19 protein-coding genes are annotated in these 15,435 nt (G+C 61.6%); 10 read left to right on the top strand and 9 right to left on the bottom strand.

What is annotated here, in order from left to right; translation table 11 throughout:
• The first annotated feature begins 34 nt into the window (after positions 1 to 34).
• Entirely contained in the window at positions 35 to 2,344 is a 2,310-nt protein-coding gene (locus AB8A50_RS08200) for an NADP-dependent malic enzyme (protein ID WP_089263974.1), read from the top strand.
• A 197-nt stretch (positions 2,345 to 2,541) separates the two neighbouring features.
• The gene (locus AB8A50_RS08195) at positions 2,542 to 2,997 is read left to right on the top strand and encodes a DoxX family protein (RefSeq protein ID WP_089263975.1); all 456 of its coding nucleotides are present in this window, start codon (positions 2,542 to 2,544) and stop codon (positions 2,995 to 2,997) included.
• A 7-nt stretch (positions 2,998 to 3,004) separates the two neighbouring features.
• Here the strand turns inward: AB8A50_RS08195 and AB8A50_RS08190 are convergent, their stop codons facing one another.
• The 4 genes from AB8A50_RS08190 to AB8A50_RS08175 form a co-directional block, all read right to left on the bottom strand.
• Positions 3,005 to 3,562, bottom strand: coding sequence for a dihydrofolate reductase family protein (locus AB8A50_RS08190; protein WP_439077370.1), 558 nt, complete (start codon positions 3,560 to 3,562; stop codon positions 3,005 to 3,007).
• A 22-nt stretch (positions 3,563 to 3,584) separates the two neighbouring features.
• Positions 3,585 to 4,529, bottom strand: coding sequence for a polysaccharide deacetylase family protein (locus AB8A50_RS08185; protein WP_184517362.1), 945 nt, complete (start codon positions 4,527 to 4,529; stop codon positions 3,585 to 3,587).
• Between the two features lie 150 nt (positions 4,530 to 4,679).
• On the bottom strand, positions 4,680 to 5,255 hold the full coding sequence (locus AB8A50_RS08180) for a glutathione peroxidase (protein WP_439079941.1): 576 nt from the start codon (positions 5,253 to 5,255) through the stop codon (positions 4,680 to 4,682).
• Positions 5,256 to 5,352: 97 nt separating this feature from the next.
• A complete protein-coding gene (locus tag AB8A50_RS08175) occupies positions 5,353 to 6,978 on the bottom strand; it encodes a L,D-transpeptidase family protein (protein ID WP_439077369.1) in 1,626 nt (541 codons plus the stop codon).
• 229 nt (positions 6,979 to 7,207) lie between these two features.
• Between AB8A50_RS08175 and AB8A50_RS08170 the strand changes: the two genes are divergently transcribed.
• On the top strand, positions 7,208 to 7,723 hold the full coding sequence (locus tag AB8A50_RS08170; protein ID WP_439079940.1) for a CreA family protein: 516 nt from the start codon (positions 7,208 to 7,210) through the stop codon (positions 7,721 to 7,723).
• Positions 7,724 to 7,759: 36 nt separating this feature from the next.
• Here AB8A50_RS08170 and AB8A50_RS08165 read toward each other — a convergent pair whose 3' ends face one another.
• Positions 7,760 to 8,005: a hypothetical protein gene (locus tag AB8A50_RS08165; RefSeq protein WP_439077368.1), complete on the bottom strand. Its 246-nt coding sequence runs from the start codon at positions 8,003 to 8,005 to the stop codon at positions 7,760 to 7,762.
• Between the two features lie 333 nt (positions 8,006 to 8,338).
• Between AB8A50_RS08165 and AB8A50_RS08160 the strand changes: the two genes are divergently transcribed.
• The 4 genes from AB8A50_RS08160 (at position 8,339) to AB8A50_RS08145 (ending at position 10,396) form a co-directional block, all read left to right on the top strand.
• A complete protein-coding gene (locus AB8A50_RS08160) occupies positions 8,339 to 8,500 on the top strand; it encodes a hypothetical protein (protein ID WP_439077367.1) in 162 nt (53 codons plus the stop codon).
• A 48-nt stretch (positions 8,501 to 8,548) separates the two neighbouring features.
• Positions 8,549 to 8,935, top strand: coding sequence for a hypothetical protein (locus AB8A50_RS08155; protein ID WP_439077366.1), 387 nt, complete (start codon positions 8,549 to 8,551; stop codon positions 8,933 to 8,935).
• Positions 8,936 to 9,110: 175 nt separating this feature from the next.
• Complete coding sequence (locus AB8A50_RS08150; RefSeq protein WP_439077365.1) at positions 9,111 to 9,560, top strand: nuclear transport factor 2 family protein; 450 nt, start codon at positions 9,111 to 9,113, stop codon at positions 9,558 to 9,560.
• Entirely contained in the window at positions 9,560 to 10,396 is an 837-nt protein-coding gene (locus AB8A50_RS08145; protein ID WP_244528213.1) for an SDR family NAD(P)-dependent oxidoreductase, read from the top strand. Before AB8A50_RS08150 ends, AB8A50_RS08145 begins: the two co-directional genes overlap by 1 nt.
• A 15-nt stretch (positions 10,397 to 10,411) precedes the next feature.
• On the opposite strand, the gene AB8A50_RS08140 is transcribed toward AB8A50_RS08145, so the two are convergent.
• The 3 genes from AB8A50_RS08140 to AB8A50_RS08130 all read right to left on the bottom strand — a co-directional run bounded on the left by AB8A50_RS08140 (position 10,412) and on the right by AB8A50_RS08130 (position 12,438).
• The gene (locus tag AB8A50_RS08140) at positions 10,412 to 10,657 is read right to left on the bottom strand and encodes a DUF6719 family protein (protein WP_089263984.1); all 246 of its coding nucleotides are present in this window, start codon (positions 10,655 to 10,657) and stop codon (positions 10,412 to 10,414) included.
• A 13-nt stretch (positions 10,658 to 10,670) separates the two neighbouring features.
• A complete protein-coding gene (locus AB8A50_RS08135; protein ID WP_165826841.1) occupies positions 10,671 to 10,823 on the bottom strand; it encodes a hypothetical protein in 153 nt (50 codons plus the stop codon).
• Positions 10,824 to 10,944: 121 nt separating this feature from the next.
• Entirely contained in the window at positions 10,945 to 12,438 is a 1,494-nt protein-coding gene (locus AB8A50_RS08130; RefSeq protein ID WP_439077364.1) for a PLP-dependent aminotransferase family protein, read from the bottom strand.
• 118 nt (positions 12,439 to 12,556) lie between these two features.
• Between AB8A50_RS08130 and AB8A50_RS08125 the strand changes: the two genes are divergently transcribed.
• On the top strand, positions 12,557 to 13,264 hold the full coding sequence (locus tag AB8A50_RS08125; RefSeq protein WP_439079939.1) for a pyridoxamine 5'-phosphate oxidase family protein: 708 nt from the start codon (positions 12,557 to 12,559) through the stop codon (positions 13,262 to 13,264).
• A 41-nt stretch (positions 13,265 to 13,305) separates the two neighbouring features.
• Here AB8A50_RS08125 and AB8A50_RS08120 read toward each other — a convergent pair whose 3' ends face one another.
• Positions 13,306 to 14,088: a cobalamin-binding protein gene (locus AB8A50_RS08120; RefSeq protein WP_439079938.1), complete on the bottom strand. Its 783-nt coding sequence runs from the start codon at positions 14,086 to 14,088 to the stop codon at positions 13,306 to 13,308.
• A gap of 113 nt (positions 14,089 to 14,201) precedes the next feature.
• On the opposite strand from AB8A50_RS08120, the gene AB8A50_RS08115 reads away from it, so the two are divergent.
• Positions 14,202 to 14,600 carry a PaaI family thioesterase gene (locus tag AB8A50_RS08115; protein ID WP_439071973.1) on the top strand — a complete coding sequence of 133 codons (399 nt, stop codon included), beginning with the start codon at positions 14,202 to 14,204 and terminating at the stop codon, positions 14,598 to 14,600.
• Between the two features lie 173 nt (positions 14,601 to 14,773).
• On the top strand, positions 14,774 to 15,406 hold the full coding sequence (locus tag AB8A50_RS08110) for a GNAT family N-acetyltransferase (protein WP_439077363.1): 633 nt from the start codon (positions 14,774 to 14,776) through the stop codon (positions 15,404 to 15,406).
• The last annotated feature ends 29 nt before the right edge of the window (positions 15,407 to 15,435 follow it).

Here is a 15,435-nt window from a genome sequence, read left to right as displayed (position 1 = left end):
CCTAACTTTTGTTTTATGACGCGCGGGAGCACGCATGTCTTCTTCATCTTCTGACGATCTCTCGCGCGCGGCGCTTGCCTATCACCGCCTTCCCAAGCCGGGTAAGCTCGAAATCCAGGCTACCAAGCCGCTTGCCAACCAGCGTGATCTGGCGCTGGCCTATTCGCCGGGCGTGGCCGCGCCGTGTCTCGCGATCGCAGCCGACCCCAATGAAGCGGCGTCGCTGACCTCGCGCGCCAATCTCGTGGCTGTCGTCTCCAACGGCACGGCCGTGCTTGGTCTCGGGAATATCGGCCCGCTGGCCTCGAAGCCGGTGATGGAAGGCAAGGCGGTCCTCTTCAAGAAATTCGCCGGCATCGACGTGTTCGACATCGAGATCGCCGCCGACACCATCGAGCGCGTGGTCGAGGTCGTCTCGGCACTGGAGCCGACCTTCGGTGGCATCAACCTTGAGGACATCAAGGGTCCGGAATGTTTCGAGATCGAGGCGCAGCTTAAAGAGCGCATGAAGATCCCGGTGTTTCACGACGATCAGCATGGCACCGCCATCATCGTCGGCGCCGCGATCAAGAATGCGCTGCTGCTCAACGGCAAGAACATCAAGAACGTCAAGATCGTCTGCTCGGGTGCTGGCGCTGCGGCGATCGCCTGTCTCAATCTTCTGGTGTCGCTGGGCGCGCAGAAGAAGAACATCTGGGTCTGCGATATCGACGGTGTCGTGCATGAGGGCCGCAACACCCTGATGGATCGCTGGAAGGCGGTCTATGCGCAGAAGACCGATGCGCGCGTGCTGGGCGATGTCATCGCCGGCGCCGATATTTTCTTGGGCGTCTCCGCTCCGGGCGTGCTGAAGCCCGAGATGGTCAAGGCGATGGCCGACAAGCCGCTGGTGATGGCGCTGGCCAATCCGACGCCGGAGATCATGCCGGACGAAGCGCGCAAGGCACGCCCGGACGCGATGATCTGCACCGGCCGGTCGGACTTTCCGAACCAGGTCAATAACGTCCTTTGTTTCCCGTTCATCTTCCGCGGTGCACTCGATTGCGGGGCGACGGCGATCAATGAGGCGATGAAGATCGCTGCCGTCGATGCCATCGCGCAGCTTGCGCAAGACCCGCCGTCGGATGCTGTGACCGCCGGCTTCGACAACGAGACCCAGGGCTTCGGTCCGGGGTCGCTGATCCCGAGCCCGTTCGATCCACGCCTGATCCTGCGCATCGCGCCGGCCGTCGCCAAGGCGGCGATGGAATCCGGCGTGGCCTCGCGCCCGATCGCCAATTTCGAGGAATACACCGCAGGTCTCGAGCGTTTCGCATTCCGCTCCGGTCTGGTGATGAAGCCGGTCTTCGCGAAGGCAAAGACCCAGCCGGTGCGCGTGATCTATGCCGAAGGCGAAGACGAGCGCGTGCTGCGCGCCGTGCAGGTGGTGCTGGAAGAGAAGCTGGCGCGTCCGATCCTCGTTGGCCGTCCGTCGGTCGTCGAAGCCCGCATCAAGCGGTTTGGTCTGGCGATCCAGGCCGGCCAGGATTTCGATCTGATCAATCCCGAGGACGATCCGCGTTATCGCTCTTACGTGCAGTCCTATATCGACGTGGCCGGCCGTCGCGGCGTGACGCCGGATGCGGCGCGCACGGTCGTCCGCACCAATGCGACGGTGATCGCCGCGCTCGCCGTGATCCGCGGCGAGGCGGATGCAATGATCTGCGGCGTCGAAGGCCGCTACATGAGCCATCTGCGCCATGTGCGCGAGATCATCGGCTTCCTGCCGGGCGTCAGCGATTTTGCAGCGCTGTCGCTGATGATCACCAGCAAGGGTGCGCACTTCATCGCTGATACGCAGGTGCGTCCGAATCCGAGCGCGGAAGAACTCGCGGAAATCGCGGCGCTCGCTGCCAACCACGTGCAGCGCTTTGCCATGAAGCCGAAGATCGCTTTCGTGTCGCATTCTGACTTTGGCAGCTACGATACGGACTCTTCGCGCAAGATGCGCCGCGCCGCAGCATTGCTGCGTGAGAAGCATCCGGAGATCGAGTCCGATGGCGAAATGCAGGGCGACACCGCGCTGTCGGAAGCAGCCCGCAAGATCGTGCTGCCGCATTCGAAACTCGAGGGCTCGGCGAATGTCCTCATCATGCCGACGCTCGATGCCGCCAATGTCGCTTATCAGATGATCAAGACGCTGGCGGATGCGCTCCCGGTCGGCCCGATCCTGATCGGCCCGGCGCGTCCGGCGCATATCCTGACGCCGGGGGTGACAGCGCGTGGTATCCTCAACATGACGGCGGTTGCGGCTGTCGAGGCGCAGGAGCGGGCTGGGCGTCCGCAGGCGAGCCTGTTCGGCTAGCGCGTTCAGTCAGCCTCGCGCTGGCTGGATGCTTCCCGGCCATTGCGCTTTTGGATAGTTAGCCAATCTGAGAAGCATCGCGACAAATGGATGACGCCAACGAGGTCATCCATTTGTTCGTTTGAAAAATGTGATGGAATGATCATACTCGTCACGTATTTCGACAAGTATTCATTGCAGTCCAGCGAGGCCGACAAATGCCAGCGTTTATTACTTTCGGGCGCATTCTCTTTGCCGTGATCTTCATTGCGTCCGGCGCATCCAAGTTTCTCGACCTCAGCGCAACTGCGGATGCAATCGCGAACAAGGTTATCCCGACGATCCCCGCAGTCGTGACGCCCTATGCGACGCAGCTCGAAGGGCTGGCGGGCATGGAATTGAAGCAGATTCTCGCAATCGCCGTTGCAACACTGGAACTGGTCGGCGGTATTCTCGTCGCGCTGAATCTGGGTGCGCGCTTTTTCGCCCTGGTGCTGGTGCTGTTCGTGATGGCCGCGACTTTCTACTTCCACGACTTCTGGAACCTGACAGGCCCTGAGGCCAAGAACCAGATGATCCACGCGCTGAAGAACCTGTCGCTGATCGGCGGCCTCTTCATGATCGCCGGTATCGGCCGCAGCGCGCGGCTGCCGGGCGGCTACAACGAAGTGTAGTTGTCGTTCAGGACACCCGCCGCCAGGCCGTTACTGTGACTTCACGCGCGGCGTCGAGGATTTGGACCTCGCTCGTTTGCAGACCGTGACTGGAGAGAATGTCCTGCGGCGATCGTTCGGGGACGCCGGGGAAGCATCCCTCGCCGCCGGGCAGGCGGACATGTGGCGCTTGCGACAGCCAAAACACGTCGATGCGATCAAAGAACATCTCGAATACGCTGGGGCCGCCGATGACGGCGACGGTGCCGGCATGAACGCCAGCATGCGCGCAAGCGTCTTCGAAAGATGCGCCGGCCGGATTCCACAGCGTGGCTTTGTTGTTTTCGGGATCGGGGCCTATGGCAGCGATGCTGCGGCTGACGATGATGCGCTTGCGCTTCGGTGAGTTCGGCTGATCCTCGAACGAATGCCTGCCGTGCACGATCAGGTCGGCACGGTCGAGACCTGCGGTGAAAAAGGCGAGGTCGCCGGGAAATTTGAGGGTATCGGGCATCACGCCACTGGCGTCGGCGAGCATGCCGTCCGCCGAGACGATGACGTAGCCGTTGAAACGAAATGCGGGCATCAGGGGCGTCGACGAGTCCTCATTATTCCGAGATCGTCTGGACGACGCTGTTCACAGGACGGCTGCTGACCGTCGGCAGCTTGGCGTCCTTGACGATCGCTTCATCATAGGACGCGATGGTCTGCACGGGTGCCTTGGCGCGCATATGCACGACCTTGTAGCCACCGGCCTTGAGCTTGCGCAGCAGGGTCGGCAGCGCTTCGGCGGTGTGCTTCTGGAAGTCGTGCATCAGGATGATACCCTTGCCGAGCTTGTCGAGCTTGGTCATCACATTGGTGATGACCTGTTCGGACTTGCGCGTCTTGAAGTCGAACGAGTCGATGTCACAGGAGAAGATCGCCATGTTGCGCGTGCCGAGATAGGTGACGATTTCCGGCGGGTGCTGCAGCGCCGGAGCGCGGAAGAACGGTGCGGGGGCTGAGCCGAGTGCCCACTTCACGGCGCTGAAGCCTTTCTCGATTTCATCGATACGCTGCTGCTGGGTCAGTTTCTTGTTGGTCAGCGCGATATGGGCCCAGGTGTGTCCGCCGATGGTATGGCCGGCCGCAGCGACCTGCTTGAGCACCTCCGGATAATAGGTCGCGTGCTTGCCGATCGGAAAGAACACTGCCTTGACGCATTCGTCGGCCAGCGTCTTCAACACGGTCGGCGTCGTAGTCTGCCACGGGCCATCGTCGAAGGTCAGCACCACTTCCTTGTCGCGCAGGAAGTCGAGCTGCTTGAAATGTTCGAAGCCGAAACCCGGACCGCCCGTCGTGTCGATCTCGACCACACGGCTGACGCCGAGCGCATCGGGATTGGCGCAGGTCGATTTGGCGGGGGCAGGTGCAGCCGCGGGCGCCGGTGGCGGCGCGGGCGTTGCCGCGGGGGCGGGCGCTGGGGCTCCGGCTTTGGGTGTCTGCGCCTGTGCGCCTGCCGCCCACAATGAAATCGCGCTCGCAAAAATCAGACCTGCCGCACTGCGCATCACGTTCCCCTTGACCTGCGACCAGCGTCGTCAGCGAGGTGGCCGGGCTGATCCAGATGGTCGTGGCCGCAATTCTAGCGCGATTTCAGGCGGTACCGCTATGGCAACGGCCCTTATCCCCAGTCAGTGGCTGGATCGATATTGAACCGCTCAAGCCGCGGTCAGAGCGCGTCCGACGGCGGTCTTGACGCGTGTGTCGGTCGGTTCGAATTCGGAGGCAAAGGAGTCGGTGAGGTAGCCATCGCGTCCGACCAGATATTTGTGAAAGTTCCACCGCGGCAGGTCGCGCGGCCGTGCCTCTGCCGCCCATTTGTAGAATGGGTGTGCGTTCGGTCCCTTCACGACGGTCTTGGCGGCCATCGGGAAACCGATGCCGAAATGTCCCTCGGTAATCTCGGCGATCTCCTTGGCGCTGCCCGGCTCCTGTCCGCCGAAGTCATTGGAGGGCACGCCGACGATCATCAAGCCGCGCTCGCGGAACTCGGTCCACAGTGTCTGAAGCCCGGCATATTGCGGGGTGAAGCCGCATTGCGAGGCGGTGTTGACCACCATGATCGGGCGGCCGGCATAGTCGGCAAGTTTGATGTCGCCACCCTTGAGGCCGGGAAACGCGAAGCCATAGGCGGTCATGCGGCTCACGGCGCCTTGCGCCGAGGCGTGACGCGCGACCGCCACGGCACTTGCCGCGCCCAATACCGTTGTCAGTATCTGCCTGCGATTGATCATCGCCATTCGTCGTAGCCCAGCCTGTTTCGCGAGCAGAGTAGCGTCATCTCCGAGATGACGCACTCAACAAGCTGTTACAAGGCCGGAGTGAACGAGGCTAGCGCAGCGGCACCACGAATTCGGTGCCCTGGCCGGTCTCGCCGCCGGCGGCAATGCCCTGATCGGACACCACGATGGAGCCGCCACTCGCGAGCGCTTCGGTAATCTGTGCCATGGCGTCCGCAGGGATCGTCAGGCGGTCGAGCGCTTCGGCGGCGCTGTTTGGCAGAGGACGGGTTTTCACTTCAACGGCGCCAGTGGATTTGCGGCGACGCGAAACATTGTCGTCCTCGTCGGCGCGACGCGGGACGGCAGGCAGCGAGACTGCAGTCCAGTGAAATGCCTTGGCATCATCCTTGTCGGTGCGGGCGGTAAAGATGTGAGTGCCGAGCGCGCGATCGCTGGGCTTGATGGCGATCGGCGTCTCGAACAGCGGCGCGAAATTCTGCCGCACATAGAGCTTGCCGTCCTTGCCGCTGACCAGCACGGCAATCTGGCCGGACCGCTTTGGCGTCGCATCGGCAGCGGGCGCCGGGGAGGCCGTAGACATTTCGGCCTTCGCTGCATCCGCAGGGCGCGTTTCGTCCTTCTTGACGTCGGGCACACTGGCGACGGCCGGTGCGACGTCAGCTTTTGCGATTTCCGCCTTCGGGGCTTCCGTCTTGGCAGGTTCCAGCTTGGCTGGCGCTTCCGCGACGGTCTCTGCCGATTTGACCTCGGGGGTCGGCAATTCGACGACTTTGGCAATGGCGGCGTCGAGATCGCGGCGCGTCATGATCTCGGGCTCGGCGGTTTTGACGGCGCTTTCGACCTTTGCAGGTGTGGCGTCCGACATCACAGTCGCGGGCGTCGGTTTTTTCATCGCATTGCTAGCATCGGCGGTCTGAGTCTTGGCGCGGTCGGCGGCGGATGGCCTCAGACCGAGGTCTTGGGGCTTCGCATCTGCCGATGCCTTATCGGCCTTTGGCGACGCCTGGACGTCTTGAGGCGCCGCTGCCGCGACCGGACCCGGCGTGGCCTTCTGAGCGGCGAGCAGCGGATGCGAGATTTCCGCCGGGGAGATTTCGCCGGGCGCGATGATCACGCGGGCACCCATGCGGGTCCAGCCCCAAATCTTGGTCGCAAACGCCATCGGCATGCGGATGCAGCCGTGGGACGCCGGATAGCCTGGCAGCGCGCCGGCATGCAGAGCAATGCCCGACCAGGTGATGCGCTGCATGTAGGGCATCGGCGCGCCGCTATAGATGTTGGAGCGGTGCCATTTGTTCTTCTGGATGATGCTGAACACGCCCATGGGCGTCGAATGACCGCGCATGCCGGTAGAGACCGGCGTTTCCGCGAACAAGCCGTTGGCGTCGAACACCCGCAGTGACTGTCGCTCGATCGAGATGGCGATCACCAGCGGGCCGACCGGCTTTGCGTGTTCCTTGACCTGTTTCTCAAGTCTGGCGCCGAGGCGCTTCAGCTTCTTCTGACGCTGCTGCGGTTGCGGCGCCGGCGGTTCGATCTCCCGCATGATCATCGGGTTTTCATCGGTCCAGAACACCGCGGCATCGGCAGGCGCCGCCACGGTCATGCCGGTCATGGCGACGAGTGCGATCCGCAGAAAGCTGCCGGAAAAGAATGTGCTGCCCAGAAAGCGGCTCTTGTCCGTTGATCCCCGCGACGATTGAAATGCACTCACGTCCAATATCCTCGAATCCATCTGAAAACATTAGTCTCGCAGGCGCGAGATGGGTTCACCAGCATGAGTGATCTGGTTACCGCTGAGTCGGGATCAGCCTAGCAAAAAAGCCTCACATTGAATTAACAGAGGGGCATCCTGGCTTCCGAATCCGGTTGGAATGCCTACATATTCTGGATCGGTCACGGAGAGTTGCATGACGTTTAATGGATCTGGCGGGCTCACCAAGATGTTGCGGCGCGGCGTCCTGGCGCTTTCGGCATTCGCGGCGTTGGCAATTGTCCCGGCACACGCTGCGGACGAGCCGGATCTGATCTTTCGGCGCTCCACCGTGTTCAAATGGCTCAGTCCGAACGACAAGCTGGCGACCTATGGCGTCGATGACCCTGAAGTCGAGGGCGTCGCCTGCCACTTCACCGTGCCGGAAAAAGGTGGCTTCAAGGGCTGGCTCGGTCTGGCCGAAGAAGTCTCGGACATCTCGCTCGCGTGCCGGCAGATCGGCCCGATCACATTCAAGGCCAAGAGCGATCAGGGTGAGGATATGTTCCGGCAGCGCCGCAGCCTTTTTTTCAAGAAGATGCAAATCGTCCGCGGCTGCGACGCCAAGCGAAACGTGCTGGTTTACATGGTCTATTCGGATCGGATTATCGAGGGTTCGCCGAAGAACTCGACGTCATCAGTTCCGATCATGCCCTGGGGGCAGTCAGACGCCGCCGTGCAGAAATGCGGCGACTTCATCAAATAAGCGAGCTATTGGCCGCTAGAACTTAGCTATGCTTCGCTATTCAGCGGAGTGGGTGACGACGCGTTTCGTGCGCAAGCGGTCCCATGACTGCTGCGGCTGCGGGTCACGATAGCCTACGAGCTGGACCAGCTGCTGCGGATAGCACTCGTTGCCGTGCGAGCCGTAGCCCTGCTGCGACATGGCGCCTTGGCATTTGGCGCGCGTTTGTACCGTGGAGACCAGTGGCCGTCCGGGGGCGCTGATCGGGGTATCCTTGCCAACGTCGTTGTTGCCGGTTCCCACGACTGCATTCCTTCTCTTCGAGGTGAACAGAAACGCGCAGTCGCCTGAAAAGGTTGCATACGCTCTCCTGAAGTCGCTTTAGCCGCGTTTCGGTTCAGTTTTGTTAAGGGCGTGCGACAGCCGGACGAACTTTCGAGACATCCTTTCCAAGGCGTTCTTTCTAAGCCGTTCGCAGATTTGCCGCCCAGATTGTGTCGTCGGCATGGGCGCCACGAAACAATTCGACGGGGGACGAAACCATTTTCCTCTTGGGCCGCAGACGTGCCGAAACCCGCATTGGCTATCCATTTGTCAACGACGCGGCGGGCAGCGCTGCCGAACTGGAGACGTCAGATGCGTACCATCAGCTTCATCCTCGCTTTCGCCTTCATCCTGGCTGGCCCGTCGATGGCCGGTTCCATTGAGGGTAACCTGCCAGGTATCGGCACTTTCGCCTTTACCGGTTCGCCCGCGATCAGTGTTACTGCGCCGATGGTTGTCGCCTACGCACGCTGATTTCGATCGCGGGCGGATAACCCGAGAAACAACAAGAAAAGTTTTGAAATGACTAGACCACGTATTCTGACTGCCATTGTTGTCGCTGCCGCCCTTGCGAGTTCCATCACGGGAAGTGTGGCGCAGGCGCAGATCTGGTCATGGCGGAAATTGCCGGACCAGCGTGGCGAGTTCGTTCGTTTGTGCTCGCCGCATATGGTCGGGCGCTGGGCGCATCCGGAAGAAGTGTGCGGCTGCCTGCATGACCATGCTGTAGCAACGGTGGAAGACACCGATCTGCGCGAGGCACTGCTGCGGGGCATCAGTGAGCGCGGCGTACCTACGATCGAGAAGGACTGGATCCCGGCATCGAAGCAGTCGATGATCAGCGCGACCTTCACGCAGATCGCGAAGCCGACCCTGCAATGCATGTATGATCCGGCGCCGCTGGATTGAACCACTCAGTTAGTTCGCGTGATCTTTTTGCGCTGCGTCGTCGCGCCAAAATGATAGCGGATTTCTGTCTTTCCCTCTCGTCATCCCGTTACTGCCGATGATAGCGTTTTGCTACACCACCGTTAGGTGGGTGGATTCGCTACTAATTGAATTGGTGGGAACCGAGGGATTTTTTATGCGATTTGTTTCGATCTGCTTGACGTGTGTCTCGATATTTCTGACCGGCGCGGCGTTAGCTGCAGATGCCAGCACCCAGGAAGCCAACAAGAAAGCCGTCGTTGAATTCTATGAGAAGGGCCTCAACCAAAAGGACTTCGAGGCGGCATCCAAATATTTCGGTCCGCGTTATGTTCAGCACAATCCCAACGCGGCTGATGGTGTCGAGGGCTTCAAAGGCTTTATCGGTTTCCTGCGGGAGAAATTCCCGGACTCGCATAGCGAGATCAAGCAGGTCTTCGCCGACGGCGACTATGTGATCCTGCATGTGCATGCCGTGCGCGAAAAGGGCACGCGCGGTAACGCGATCATCGACATCTTCAAGCTTGAGAACGGCAAGATCGTCGAACATTGGGATGCCGTTCAGCCGATCCCGGAAAAATCCGCTAACACCAACGGCATGTTCTGATGGATATGGCGCAGCCCCAGCGTGACGATCGATTGAAAGGCAAGGTCGCCATTATCACCGGTGCGGGTTCCCGCGGCGATGGCATTGGCAACGGACGTGCCGCAGCGGTGTTGTTGGCGCGGCATGGCGCGCGCGTCGCGTTGGTCGACACCGACGTAGACGCTGCCGAAGAAACAGCGCGATTGATCGCTGCGGAAGGCGGCGTCACGCAGATCTATGACGGCGATGTCAGCGATCGCGCGTCATGCGAGGCGATCGTCGAACGCACTGTCGAAGGCTTTGGCCGTCTTGATATCCTCGTCAACAATGTTGGCCTCACCGGGCCGCGCGGCGACGCCATCGAGGTCGACGACCGCGCCTGGGACGGCGCCATGCGTATCAACGTTGCCTCAATGATGCTGATGGCGAAGTATGCGATTCCGGAAATGATGAAATCCGGCGGCGGCTCGATCATCAACCTGACGTCGATCGCCGGCCTGCGTGGTGGCCACCCGAGCTTGTTGTATCCAACGTCGAAATCGGCGGTGATCGGCCTCACCAGAGCGATGGCGGCACATCACGGCCGCGACGGCATTCGCGTCAACTGCATCGCGCCCGGCACGGTCTATACGCCGATGGTAGCGTCGCGTGGCATGAGCGATGAGATGCGCAAAGCGCGCGCAGCGGGCACACTGCTGGGCACCGAAGGGACCGGCTGGGATATCGGCTATGGTGTTCTGTTTCTTGCCAGCGACGAGGCGCGCTGGATCACGGGGATTACGCTAGCTATCGATGGCGGTGCGAGTGTTGGCCAGACCGGTTCACCGGTGCCGCCAAGCGAGCCGCTGCGACATTGATGAGCATGTCTTGGACTAGCGCGTCTTGGTGCCCGCGCGGGGAACGCATTTGCGAACACGCGTCACACCGGACGTGGTCAGCGTCGTGCCGGACACTTCCTTGATCTGGCCGGTGGGGCAAGAGCCGTCATCGACCAGAATGCGCTGGCCGAGGCGGACATCAACAATGTCCTGTTCGCGGTTGACCTGATCGATCGCAAGCGCCGGCGTCGCTAACGCAAGCGAAGCCAGAATTCCTGATAGCCAAATTGCCGAGCGCATTGTGCGACCTTTATTACTTGTTCTGGATCTTGAGGCCGTCGGGGCCGACATTGATCTGCAGCCCGCTGGGTTCTTTCTTGGTCTGGTAGAGATTGTAGCCGAGCACGCCGATGCCGACGATCAGCGCGCCGATGATCAGGTAGAGCACGTTGCGATTGCCGGACATGAGGTCTCCGTTGGGGGCAGATCTGCCTGCTGGGCATTTTGTCTGCCTGGATTGTAGGGATGCGCATCCGATTCTAGAAGCGCAGCGGTTGCCGGCATTGAGTGCCAGCCAGCCTCAAGTTTTAGCCCCCCACGCGGGTTCCACGCGTCTTTGCTGCAGGCTTGCGGTGGGCGCGCAAACTCGCCGCTGAGGCTTTCGCCAGTCTTTCCGCCGATGTGACAAGCTCACGAATGGGATGGCCGGCGAAGCCGAGCACGAAGCCCGGCGCAGGGCGGGCGCGCAGATAGGTGTCAGCCAGCAACCAGCCCTCGACGCCGGCTGCAGCCTTGGCCTTTGCGGCGATCTCAAGCGACGTCGCGGGCGCGAACTTCGCCACCAGATGCAGGCCCTGTGACGGCACCGGCACGGTCAGTTGCCCGTCCGACCCATCCGTCAACGTCGTCGCCAGAGCGTCGCGCGCCTCGCGATAGATGTTCCGCATCTTGCGCAGGTTGGCCGCGAAGGCGCCGGAGTTCAACATGTCGGCGACGGCGCCTTCCATCAATGTGCCGGGAAAGCGGTCCATCGCCGCGCGCGCCGTCGTGACCGGGCCAATCAGGCGTTCGGGCAGGGCGCAGTAGCCGATGCGCAGACCGGGAAACAGAGTCTTGGCAAACGTGCCCATATAGATCACGCGTTGCAGGTGATCGATGCCGGCGAGCGACAGCAACGGCGCGCCGTCATAGCGAAACTCGCTGTCGTAATCGTCTTCGAATATCCATGCGCCGGCGTCCTTCGCCCAGTCGAGCAATTCAAGACGCCGCGGCATCGCCATTTGCACGCCGAGTGGAAATTGATGCGAGGGCGTGACATAGGCCGCGCGCGCAGATGGCGCTGTGGCACGGCCCCTGGCGACGATCAGGCCGAAGTCATCGACCGGCACCGACACCGGCCGGGCGCCGCAATGTTCGATCGATTTTCGTGCGGCGGGGTAACCGGGGTCCTCGCACCAGATCTGTTCGCCTGGCTTGAGAATGGCTGACAGCACGATGCGCAGCCCGTGCTGTGTGCCCGATGTCAGCATGATCTGATCGGGATCGCAGCGCAGCCCGCGCGCTGACAGAAGATGATTGGCGATGGCGGTGCGTAGTTCATGACTGCCGCGAGGATCGCCGTAGTGCAGATGCTCGGCGCCGAAAGCGCGCAGGCGGCGGCCGGCGAAAGCGCGAAAACGGCGCAGCGCCTGTTCGTCGATATCGGTACAGCCGAGAGCGAGCGTGCCCCTCTGCGGCGCGTCGATGGCGATGGCCTTGGCTGGCTTGCTGTTGGTCCGCGTCGGAATCCGCGCGGCGACGAAGGTGCCGGAGCCGACGCGTGCGACGGCAAAGCCATCGGCGATCAGACGCTCATAGGCATTGGTGACGGCATTGCGTTGAAAGCCGGTTTGCTTTGCAAGGATGCGCGACGGCGGCAGTGCTGCGCCGGGCTTGGCGACGCCGCCGGTGATGGCATGGCACAGCGCCTGATAGAGCCGATCCTGCGAGGACGATCCTTCGGTGATATGTGCGCCCGTGAGATCGAGCGGTAGCTCGGGTTTCGGAATTGGCTTCGCCAAATTGGTCGGAATTTTTCGCATGGAATTGGCACTATCGCAGACCAAATGCGGCGGTACAACACATTCGAACACTTCCAATTGACGGGGGATTGCCGTGACTACAGCCGAACTGAAGACCGCTGAACCGACGAATGCAGACATCGCGTCATATCCGCTCACGGCGCGCAATCGCGTGAAGCGACGCCATGACCGCGGCTTCTATGACCACGAGACCGTGCATCAAATTCTGGACGCATCGATGATGTGCCATGTGTCCTACGTGATCGACGGGCAGCCGTATTGCACGCCGACCTTCTTCTGGCGCGAAGGCACGAAACTGTACTGGCACGGCAGCAGCGCGAGCCGCATGTTGAAGAACCAGACCGCGCAGCAACGTGTCTGTCTGACGGTGGCCTTTCTCGACAGCCTCGTGCTGGCACGTTGCGGCTTCAATCATTCAGCGGACTACCGTGCGGTGATGACATTCGGAAACGCTTATCTCGTCACCGATCCCGACGAGAAGGAGCAGGCTGGCATCGCGATGGTCGACCGTTTCTTTCCGGATCGCACCGCCAGTCTGCGCGAGACCACGGCACAGGAGATGAAGGCGACGTCCTTTATCGCCATGGAGATCGAGGAGGCGTCGGCAAAAATTCGCGCCAAGGGCGTGGCTGACGATGACGAGGATTACGAACTGCCGATCTATGCCGAGCGCATTCCGGTGAGGACGGTGATCGGTGCGCCGGAGCCGTGTCCGCGGTTGTTGCCCGGCGTCGAACGGCCTGCATCCTTGCAAGCATATTCGGAAGGCCGGCTGCTCGAAGATGCGCTGACAGATGCCTATTTTCTGCAGTACCCGAAGGGGTAAGGGGCGAGCATCTCAGATGACGGCGTCGGCGCTCGTGCCGGTTACGGCCACAGCGCCGCGACGATCGCGTCGAGGCCGTCCGTCAACGCTGCTGGTCCTGGCTGCAGGATCAGCGGCGATTTGATCTCATAGATGCGATTGTCGCGCACGGCAGGAATCGTGTTCCAGCCCGGTCGCTGTCGGATTTTATCGGGCACGACTTTCTTGCCGCACCACGAGGCGAGGATCACATCGGGGGCCGCGGCAATCACGTCGGCAGGCATGACGATGCGATCCTTCGCTGCCTTCTGATGTCGAAGCTGCGGAAAAGCGTCTTCGCCGCCGGCGATCTCGATCAGCTCGGACACCCAGCCGATCCCGGTAATCAGCGGATCGTCCCACTCCTCGAAATAGACGCGTGGCTTCGTCTGCCGCAAGTCTGCCGCAGCTTTGACGCTGGAAAGTCGCAGCTCAAATTGCGTTGCGAGTTGATTTGCGCGTTCGCTCGCGTCCACCATCGCGCCGAGCGTGCGGATCATCGCCAGAATGCCGGCGATGTCGCGCTGGTTGAATACATGAACGGCGATGCCGGCGCGCGTCAGGTCTGCGGCGATTTCAGCCTGCAGATCGGAGAAGCACAGCACCAAGTCAGGATCGAGTGCGAGGATCTTCGGCAGGTCGGCCGAGATGAACGCGGACACCCGCGGCTTTTCGCGCCGGACCTGCGGAGGCCGCACCGCATAGCCGGAAACGCCGACGATGCGATCCTGCTCGCCGAGTAGATACAGCGTCTCCACGGTCTCTTCCGTAAGGCAGACGATCCGGCGTGGCGGGAAGTGGCGCATGACGTCGATATGCCTGTTAACAAAGAGCTTGTCACGGCAGGGTGTTGTGTCGTGAAATTTCATTAAGCCCGCACGACGATAGGCGAGACAGGTTGCAGGGAGACGATGCCAGTATGACGCCACTCGACAAGATTCACAGCCTCGCGATGCCGTTTTCCGTCTCGATGGGTGTGACCTTTACCGACGCCGACCTGGAACGCGTCGTTGCCACAATGCTGGTGCGCGAGGACCTGTGCACACTCGGCCATACGATCCATGGCGGCGCGGTGATGGCGCTCGCCGACGCGGTTGGTGCGGCGGCGACGGTCATCAATCTGCCGGAGGGCGCCAAGGGAACGACGACCATCGAGAGTAAGACCAATTTCACAGGCGGGGCGAAAGCAGGAAGCATCGTGCGCGCGATCGCAACGCCGGTTCACCGGGGGCGCAGAACGCAGGTATGGCAGACCCGAATCGAGACCGAAGAGGGCAAGCTGGTCGGCGTCGTGACGCAGACCCAACTGGTGCTGTAAGGCGGTGGCATGTCGCGCTTAAGGTTTTGTTAATGCTGGATAATTGCATGGCTCACCTGCAGTGGGCGCTGGCAGGTGCGGCATCTGCGCCCTTGTATTTTATGGTGCGTCGCACAATATAGGATGTCTAGGGAATCGACGCTTTCCTCGAGGGCAACTTGAGGATTTTGACCATGTTAGACGCAGCTACCACCATTGCCATTTCGACACGCGCTCCGGCCCGCGGACATGTGCGTGTCCTTGCAGCCCGCGAGCTGCCGCTGTTCCGCGATCATCTCTTGAGATTGGACCGCGAAAGCCGCCGCGATCGTTTCAACGGTTCGCTCGACGACGAATGGGTCGCACGTTACGCCGAGAAGTCCGTCAATACCGGCACCGTCATTCTCGTTTACTTCGAGGATGGCGTCGTACGCGGCGCCGCTGAATTGCATCAAGCCGACCTGTCGCCGGACTCGCTGCCCGAGATCGCCTTCAGCGTTGAATCGATCGTGCGCCGCAAGGGCGTTGGCAGCATCCTGTTCACCAAGCTGATCGCCAAGGCGCGGTCGATGGGCTACGCGAGGCTGCGCATCACCACCGGCGCGCAGAACGATGCGATGCGCGCACTGGCCAACAAGTTCGGTGCGCACCTGTCGTTCCGGCACGGCGAATCCACGGGAGTTATAGACCTGCGCGATCCCATGGGCGCTGGTGTCGCGCCGCAGCCCAAGACCTCGGCGCTCGATGTGGCGCGCGCGGTGGCCGACTATAACCGGGCCTATTGGGGTCTGTGGTTGAAGCTCGCCGGCTGGGGCAAATCGTCCTGAGCCAAGAAACTATCGCGACAAAGAAAAAG

It is taken from the genome of Tardiphaga sp. 841_E9_N1_2 (assembly GCF_051811065.1).
Taxonomy (GTDB): Bacteria; Pseudomonadota; Alphaproteobacteria; order Rhizobiales; family Xanthobacteraceae; genus Tardiphaga; species Tardiphaga robiniae.
This window is presented reverse-complemented; position numbering and strand designations above follow the sequence as displayed.

What these genes read in the sequence shown, in the direction of transcription:
- AB8A50_RS08200 (WP_089263974.1), top strand. Translation starts at nt 35, where the DNA reads ATGTCTTCTTCATCTTCTGACGATCTCTCGCGCGCGGCGCTTGCCTAT.
- AB8A50_RS08195 (WP_089263975.1), top strand. Translation starts at nt 2,542, where the DNA reads ATGCCAGCGTTTATTACTTTCGGGCGCATTCTCTTTGCCGTGATCTTC.
- AB8A50_RS08190 (WP_439077370.1), bottom strand. Translation starts at nt 3,562, where the DNA reads ATGCCCGCATTTCGTTTCAACGGCTACGTCATCGTCTCGGCGGACGGC.
- AB8A50_RS08185 (WP_184517362.1), bottom strand. Translation starts at nt 4,529, where the DNA reads ATGCGCAGTGCGGCAGGTCTGATTTTTGCGAGCGCGATTTCATTGTGG.
- AB8A50_RS08180 (WP_439079941.1), bottom strand. Translation starts at nt 5,255, where the DNA reads ATGATCAATCGCAGGCAGATACTGACAACGGTATTGGGCGCGGCAAGT.
- AB8A50_RS08170 (WP_439079940.1), top strand. Translation starts at nt 7,208, where the DNA reads ATGTTGCGGCGCGGCGTCCTGGCGCTTTCGGCATTCGCGGCGTTGGCA.
- AB8A50_RS08160 (WP_439077367.1), top strand. Translation starts at nt 8,339, where the DNA reads ATGCGTACCATCAGCTTCATCCTCGCTTTCGCCTTCATCCTGGCTGGC.
- AB8A50_RS08155 (WP_439077366.1), top strand. Translation starts at nt 8,549, where the DNA reads ATGACTAGACCACGTATTCTGACTGCCATTGTTGTCGCTGCCGCCCTT.
- AB8A50_RS08150 (WP_439077365.1), top strand. Translation starts at nt 9,111, where the DNA reads ATGCGATTTGTTTCGATCTGCTTGACGTGTGTCTCGATATTTCTGACC.
- AB8A50_RS08145 (WP_244528213.1), top strand. Translation starts at nt 9,560, where the DNA reads ATGGATATGGCGCAGCCCCAGCGTGACGATCGATTGAAAGGCAAGGTC.
- AB8A50_RS08140 (WP_089263984.1), bottom strand. Translation starts at nt 10,657, where the DNA reads ATGCGCTCGGCAATTTGGCTATCAGGAATTCTGGCTTCGCTTGCGTTA.
- AB8A50_RS08135 (WP_165826841.1), bottom strand. Translation starts at nt 10,823, where the DNA reads ATGTCCGGCAATCGCAACGTGCTCTACCTGATCATCGGCGCGCTGATC.
- AB8A50_RS08130 (WP_439077364.1), bottom strand. Translation starts at nt 12,438, where the DNA reads ATGCGAAAAATTCCGACCAATTTGGCGAAGCCAATTCCGAAACCCGAG.
- AB8A50_RS08120 (WP_439079938.1), bottom strand. Translation starts at nt 14,088, where the DNA reads ATGCGCCACTTCCCGCCACGCCGGATCGTCTGCCTTACGGAAGAGACC.
- AB8A50_RS08115 (WP_439071973.1), top strand. Translation starts at nt 14,202, where the DNA reads ATGACGCCACTCGACAAGATTCACAGCCTCGCGATGCCGTTTTCCGTC.
- AB8A50_RS08110 (WP_439077363.1), top strand. Translation starts at nt 14,774, where the DNA reads ATGTTAGACGCAGCTACCACCATTGCCATTTCGACACGCGCTCCGGCC.